Raw genomic sequence first — 5,531 nt, forward strand, 5'->3', positions numbered from 1 at the left:
TCGCCCGCGCCGAGTCGGTCGTCGCCGGCGTACTGGAGGAGAAGCAGTCGGGGCGCTACGACCCGATCGACGCCCTGCGTCGCGTCGAGGAGGCCGACGCGGTACTGGACGAGGCCCTCGCGGGGGCGCGCGAGCGCGAGACGACGGCGCGCCGGGCCCGCGCGCTGCTCGACCAGGCCACGCTCGCCGCCCGCTCCACGATCGGCGCGGCCGCCGACTACATCACGACGAACCGGGGCGCGGTGGGCAGCGGGGCCCGCACCCGCCTCGCGGAGGCGCGCCGGCACCTCGAACGTTCGGCGGCGCTCGCGCAGTCCGACGCACCGGGCGCGCTCGCCGAGGTCCAGCGGGCGGACGCGCTGGCCCGCCAGGCACAGAGCCTGGCCGAAGGGGACGTACGGGGCTACGCCGACGAACTGGGCGGCGGCTTCGCGGACTTCGGCGGCGGAATCGCGGGCGGGCGCCCTGCCGGCGGGGGCCTGGACGGAGCGGTGCTCGGCGGCATCCTGCTCGGCGGCCTGCTGGGCGGCGGCCGGTTCTGACGTACCCGCCGGCCTCCCCGGCCGCGAGGCGGCCGGAGCGGTCCAGCGGCACCCACAGGCACCCGACGACATCCAGGGACGTCAAGGAGACGCGCATGACGAAGCAGACCATCCTCGGCCGTGTGACCCAGCTGGCGCGGGCCAACATCCACGGCCTCCTCGACCAGGCCGAGGACCCGCAGAAGATGCTGGACCAGCTGATCCGCGACTACACGGCCAACATCGCCGAGGCGGAGGAGGCCGTCGCGACCACCATCGGCAACCTGCGGCTGCTGGAACTGGACCACGCGGAGGACGTCGACGCGGCCCGGGAGTGGGGCGTCAAGGCACTCGCCGCGAGCAGGAAGGCCGACGAACTGCGCGGTGCGGGACCGGCGGCGGAGGCGGACCGGTTCGACAACCTGGCGAAGGTCGCGCTCCAGCGCCAGCTCCAGTCGGAGAAGGAGGCGAAGGCGGCCGAGCCGGTCATCACGATGCAGACCGAGGTCGTGGACAAGCTCAAGGCCGGTCTGGTCCGGATGAAGACGAAGCTCACGGAGCTGACCTCCAAGCGCGACGAACTGGTGGCCCGGGCGAAGTCCGCGCAGGCGCAGAACCGCATGGCGGACGCCGTGAAGAGCGTCGACGTCCTGGACCCGACGAGCGAGCTGGGCCGCTTCGAGGAGAAGGTGCGCCGCGAGGAGGCGCGGGCCATGGGCAAGCAGGAGCTGGCCGCGTCGTCCCTGGACGGCCAGTTCGAACAGCTGGACAGCCTGGGCGACGACGCCGAGATCGAGGCCAGGCTGGCCGCCATGAAAGCCCGCTGACCGGCGTCCTCAGCAGGGGCCGGCGGCCGGCCCGGGCCCGGCGGCCGCCGTCAGAAGAGGCTCAGCAGCTGGTCGACACTGAGTTCGGCCTTCTCCGCCTCCCCCGTCGGCAGCGCGAGTTCGAACCAGACCGTCTTGCCGCGCGGGGTGCGTCGCGAGCCCCACGCGGCGCTGAGCAGCCCCACCAGCTGGAGCCCGCGCCCGCCCTCGTCGGTGTCGCGGGCCCGGCGCCGGCGCGGCTGCACGAGCCCGGCGTCCCAGACCTCGCAGACGAGCGTACGGTCGAGGAGCAGCCGGAGCCTGATGTCGCCCTCGCCGTACCGCAGCGCGTTGGTGACGAGCTCGCTGACCAGCAACTCCGTGGTGTCCACCAGGTCTTCGAGGCCCCAGGTGACGAGTTGCGCCCGCGCCAGCTCCCGGGCCCGGCCGACCGAGCGCGGCTCGCGCGGCAGCGACCAGTCGCCCACCGACTCGGCCGGCATCCCCTGGATGCGGGCCATCAGCAGGGCGATGTCGTCCTCGCCGTGCCGGGTGTCGAGGGTGTTCAGCACGTGGTCGCACACGTCTTCCAGGGGGTGCGCCGGATCGGTGAGGGCGGCGCGGAACGCCATCAGTCCCTCGTCCAGCGGGTGGTCCCGCGACTCGACGAGCCCGTCGGTGTAGAGCGCGAGCAGCGCGCCTTCCGGCACCTCGACCTCGACCTCCTCGAACGGCTCGCCGCCGACCCCGAGCGGCATCCCCGGCGGCACGTCGAGCAGCAGCGCCTCCTCGCCCGGTTCGACGAGCACGGGCGGCAGGTGACCGGCGTTGGCGAACGTGCAGCGCCGGGTGACCGGGTCGTAGACGGCGTACACGCACGTCGCCAGGTAGACCTCGGAGAGGTCGGCCTCCCGCGCCTTGTGCGAGGCGCGCGAGGCGTGCTGCGCGCCGCTGGGCGTGCCGAGGCCCCGGGCGATCTCGTCGAGGGCGGAGAGCACTTCGGCGGGTTCGAGGTCCAGCAGCGCCAGGGTCCGTACCGCCGTGCGCAGTTCGCCCATCGCGACGGCCGCCCGCAGGCCGCGCCCCATGACGTCGCCGACGACCAGGGCGGTGCGGTGGCCGGGCAGTTCGATGACGTCGAACCAGTCGCCGCCCACCTCGGTGGCCGTGTTGCCGGGCAGGTAGCGGCAGGCGATGTCGAGGCCGGCCGCCTCGGGGTCGCCGGGCGGCAGCAGGCTGCGCTGGAGGATCAGCGCGCGCTCGTGCTCGCGCCGGTAGAGGCGGGCGTTGTCGATGCAGACGGCGGCGCGGGCGGCGAGCTCGGTGGCGAGGGCCAGGTCGCGTTCGCCGAAGGGCTCGCTGCCCTTCGTACGGGAGAACTGGGCGAGGCCGACGACGGTGTCGTGGGCGACCATCGGCACGGCGAGCGTCGTGTGGACGAGACTGCCGTCCTCGCCCGGCACGGTCTGGACGCGGGCGGTGCGCAGGGCGCTCGCGCAGGGCGAGCTGAACGGGTACCGGTGTACGTCGCCGACCTCGGTGGGCCCGGGCCGGTCGCCGTCCGCGACACAGCCGGGGGCGGCCAGCGGGCCTTCGGAGACGGCGCTGGCGAAGGCGACGCGGCGCAGCTCGGCGCTGCCGTCGGCCCGCCCCGGCGGGGTTTCGTCGCCGGCCAGGAGACCTTGGTAGAGGTCGACGGACGCGAGGTCGCAGAAGCCGGGTACGGCCACGTCGAGGAGTTCGCGGGCGGTGGTCTCCAGGTCGAGGGAGTTTCCTATGCGGGCGCCGGCCTCGTTCAGCAGGGCGAGGTTGCGGCGGGCGTCGGCGGCCTCGCGAGCGGCCACGTGACGACGGGTCACGTCGGTGGCGAGCCCGGCCACCCCCACGGGCCGCCCGGCTCCGCTGTGCACCCGGTAGAGGTTGACCGACCAGTGCCGGCGCTCGGTCTCGCCCGGGGCGGTGCCGACGAGCTGCATGTCGGTGACGGCCTCGCCGGTCTCCAGGACCCGCTCCAGGGCGGCGGTCATGCGGTCGGCCTCGGCGGGGGCGAGGTAGTCGTGGACGGTGCGGCCGCGGTGGTCCTCGACGGCGCCGCCGAAGACGGTGGCGAAACGCTTGTTGGCGCGCTGCACGGTGAAGTCCGTACCGAACAGCAGGAAGCCGAAGGGAGATTGGCCGAATATGGCCTGCGAAGCGGCGAGATCGGTCTCGATCCGGCGTACGGCACGTACGTCGACGACGAGACAGAGCGCGGCCTGCTCGCCGTCGGCTGTGGCGCTGGGCATCACGTAGATCTCCGCCATGCCGTGCGCTCGGGCCCCGGCGCCCTCCCCGTCCGGCATCCGGAACGGGACGAAGCCCGTCCACTCCTTGCCGTCGAGGATCTCGGCGATCCGGTGGCGGCCCCGTGTCCGCAGCTCGGGGGGCATGAAGGCCTCGACCGGGTCTTTGCCGACGACATCGGACGCGGGCAGGCCGAACAGCTCCTCGGCCCGCTTGCTCCACTGCTCGACCAGCCCTCGCGGGCCGATCGAGAAGGACGCGACTCTTATGTAGTCATAGATGGAGCCGGGCGGGCTGTTCTGCCACATCACTTCGCCCGCTGCCGCTGATATCTCGTTCACGCGACCGTCCCCTCCAGCTCAACGCACCGGACCGGTCCTTCCCGCAGTATTCAGCACTACGGTCACAACCCGCACGGCGTTCACGATCACAGCACGGTCTCGTTCCTTTTCAGCCGGGGAAGAGAGGCGCCGAATGATCGTTGTCCCTTCACTCTTCTAACCAGGGAGAGCCAGCTCGAACCACACCGTCTTGCCCGTTCTGCCACGTCTGGTGCCCCACCGCTGCGCGGAGCAGGCCACCAGCTGCAGACCGCGTCCTCCCTCGTCATCGGCGTTCGCGACCCGTTCCAGGGGCAGATCCGGAAGGGGGTCCGAGACCTCGACCACCAGTACGGGGCGTACGCCCGGCGCACGGCTGTCGGCGTCGGGCCGCAGGAGGCGGACGCCGATCGGGCCGGAGGTGTACCGCAAGGAATTGGTCACCAGCTCACTGACCAGCAGGACGGTGATGTCGCCCACGGTGTCGGGCAGGCCCCACGCGCGCAGCGCGTCGCGGACGGCATGGCGGGCGTGGCGGGCGGCGTCGGGCTCAGCAGGGAACGTCCAGTCGGCGCAGTCGCCGTCGGTGTCGATCACGCCGACCACATCCCAGATCCGCCGCGGGCCCGCGTCCCATTTCGGGGGGTTAATCAGCACATACCCGATATACGGTCGCGGCTATCCCCGACCTGGACGCACTGTGGCACGAACGGCGTACGGAGGTTCGCCGCACGCCCTGCGCGGCGGGTGGCGGCGACGCGGCGTCAGGACTGCGCGGCGGACCCCGGCAGCACGCTCAGACGGCGTACCGCCTCGGCGACGGCGGGGCGGTCCTGGGGGAGCCAGTCCACGCTGTCCGCCTCGTGCGGACCGAGCCAGCGCAGGTCGTCGTGGTCCTGGAGGGGGCGGGGCGTGCCGGACAGCAGCCGGGCGGTCCACACGTGCAGGACATAGCCGGGCTTGAGCGGCCACTCGCCGGGGATGCGCTCCACGGCGTCCGCCTCGACGCCCAGCTCTTCGCGCAGTTCCCGTACGAGCGCCTGCGGCGGGGTCTCGCCGGCCTCCACCTTGCCGCCGGGCAGCTCCCAGCGGCCGGCCAGCTCGGGCGGGGCGCTGCGGCGCGCGGCCAGCAGCCGGCCCCCGGCGAACAGGGCGGCGCCCACCACCACGACACGATCAGTCATGGGCGGAGCCTACGGCGTCCGCGGCGCCCACGCCGTGGCGGTCCTACTGGACGCTCTGCCCTATCCGCTCGACCCAGTAGAGCTGCTTGTGACCGCGGGCGTCGAGACTGTCGGCCATCTTCTGCGCCTCGGCCCTCGTCGCGTACCGGCCGACGCGGTAACGGTTGCCGTTGTCGTCCTGCCGTATGACCAGCCAGGGGAGCACAGCGCCGCTGTCGTTCACTTCGCGCTCCTGTCCGCCGGTGCACTCGCCTCTAAGGATCTCCAGGAAACCGCAATCCGCATATGCCCGAGCGTACGCCTGACCTTTACTCAGCGGATACGCATTTACACAAAGAGGTACGCATCCAGCCATGCCGAAGGGGCGCACGCCGCAGAGTGCGCCCCTCCCCCCACGCCTGGGGCGCGACCCCGGAC

At 72.8% G+C, this 5,531-nt stretch carries 5 protein-coding genes and 1 pseudogene; 2 read left to right on the top strand and 4 right to left on the bottom strand.

Annotated features, from left to right (window positions below; translation table 11 throughout):
• A pseudogene (locus E2E34_RS30520) lies at positions 1-542 on the top strand (TPM domain-containing protein); the annotation flags it as partial.
• Positions 543-637: 95 nt separating this feature from the next.
• The gene (locus tag E2E34_RS30525; protein WP_138905101.1) at positions 638-1,348 is read left to right on the top strand and encodes a PspA/IM30 family protein; all 711 of its coding nucleotides are present in this window, start codon (positions 638-640) and stop codon (positions 1,346-1,348) included.
• 50 nt (positions 1,349-1,398) lie between these two features.
• Here E2E34_RS30525 and E2E34_RS30530 read toward each other — a convergent pair whose 3' ends face one another.
• The 4 genes from E2E34_RS30530 to E2E34_RS30545 form a co-directional block, all read right to left on the bottom strand.
• Complete coding sequence (locus E2E34_RS30530; RefSeq protein ID WP_425573349.1) at positions 1,399-3,918, bottom strand: SpoIIE family protein phosphatase; 2,520 nt, start codon at positions 3,916-3,918, stop codon at positions 1,399-1,401.
• Positions 3,919-4,107: 189 nt separating this feature from the next.
• Positions 4,108-4,536: an ATP-binding protein gene (locus E2E34_RS30535; RefSeq protein WP_138905104.1), complete on the bottom strand. Its 429-nt coding sequence runs from the start codon at positions 4,534-4,536 to the stop codon at positions 4,108-4,110.
• Between the two features lie 158 nt (positions 4,537-4,694).
• Complete coding sequence (locus E2E34_RS30540; RefSeq protein WP_138905103.1) at positions 4,695-5,114, bottom strand: (deoxy)nucleoside triphosphate pyrophosphohydrolase; 420 nt, start codon at positions 5,112-5,114, stop codon at positions 4,695-4,697.
• A 43-nt stretch (positions 5,115-5,157) separates the two neighbouring features.
• Entirely contained in the window at positions 5,158-5,337 is a 180-nt protein-coding gene (locus tag E2E34_RS30545) for an SPOR domain-containing protein (protein ID WP_138898313.1), read from the bottom strand.
• Between the last annotated feature and the right edge of the window lie 194 nt (positions 5,338-5,531).

It is taken from the genome of Streptomyces albidochromogenes (assembly GCF_005981925.1).
Lineage (GTDB): Bacteria > Actinomycetota > Actinomycetes > Streptomycetales > Streptomycetaceae > Streptomyces > Streptomyces albidochromogenes.

Coding starts and splice junctions, on each gene's coding strand:
- E2E34_RS30530 (WP_425573349.1), bottom strand. CDS start 3,918: ATGTGGCAGAACAGCCCGCCCGGCTCCATCTATGACTACATAAGAGTC.
- E2E34_RS30540 (WP_138905103.1), bottom strand. CDS start 5,114: ATGACTGATCGTGTCGTGGTGGTGGGCGCCGCCCTGTTCGCCGGGGGC.
- E2E34_RS30525 (WP_138905101.1), top strand. CDS start 638: ATGACGAAGCAGACCATCCTCGGCCGTGTGACCCAGCTGGCGCGGGCC.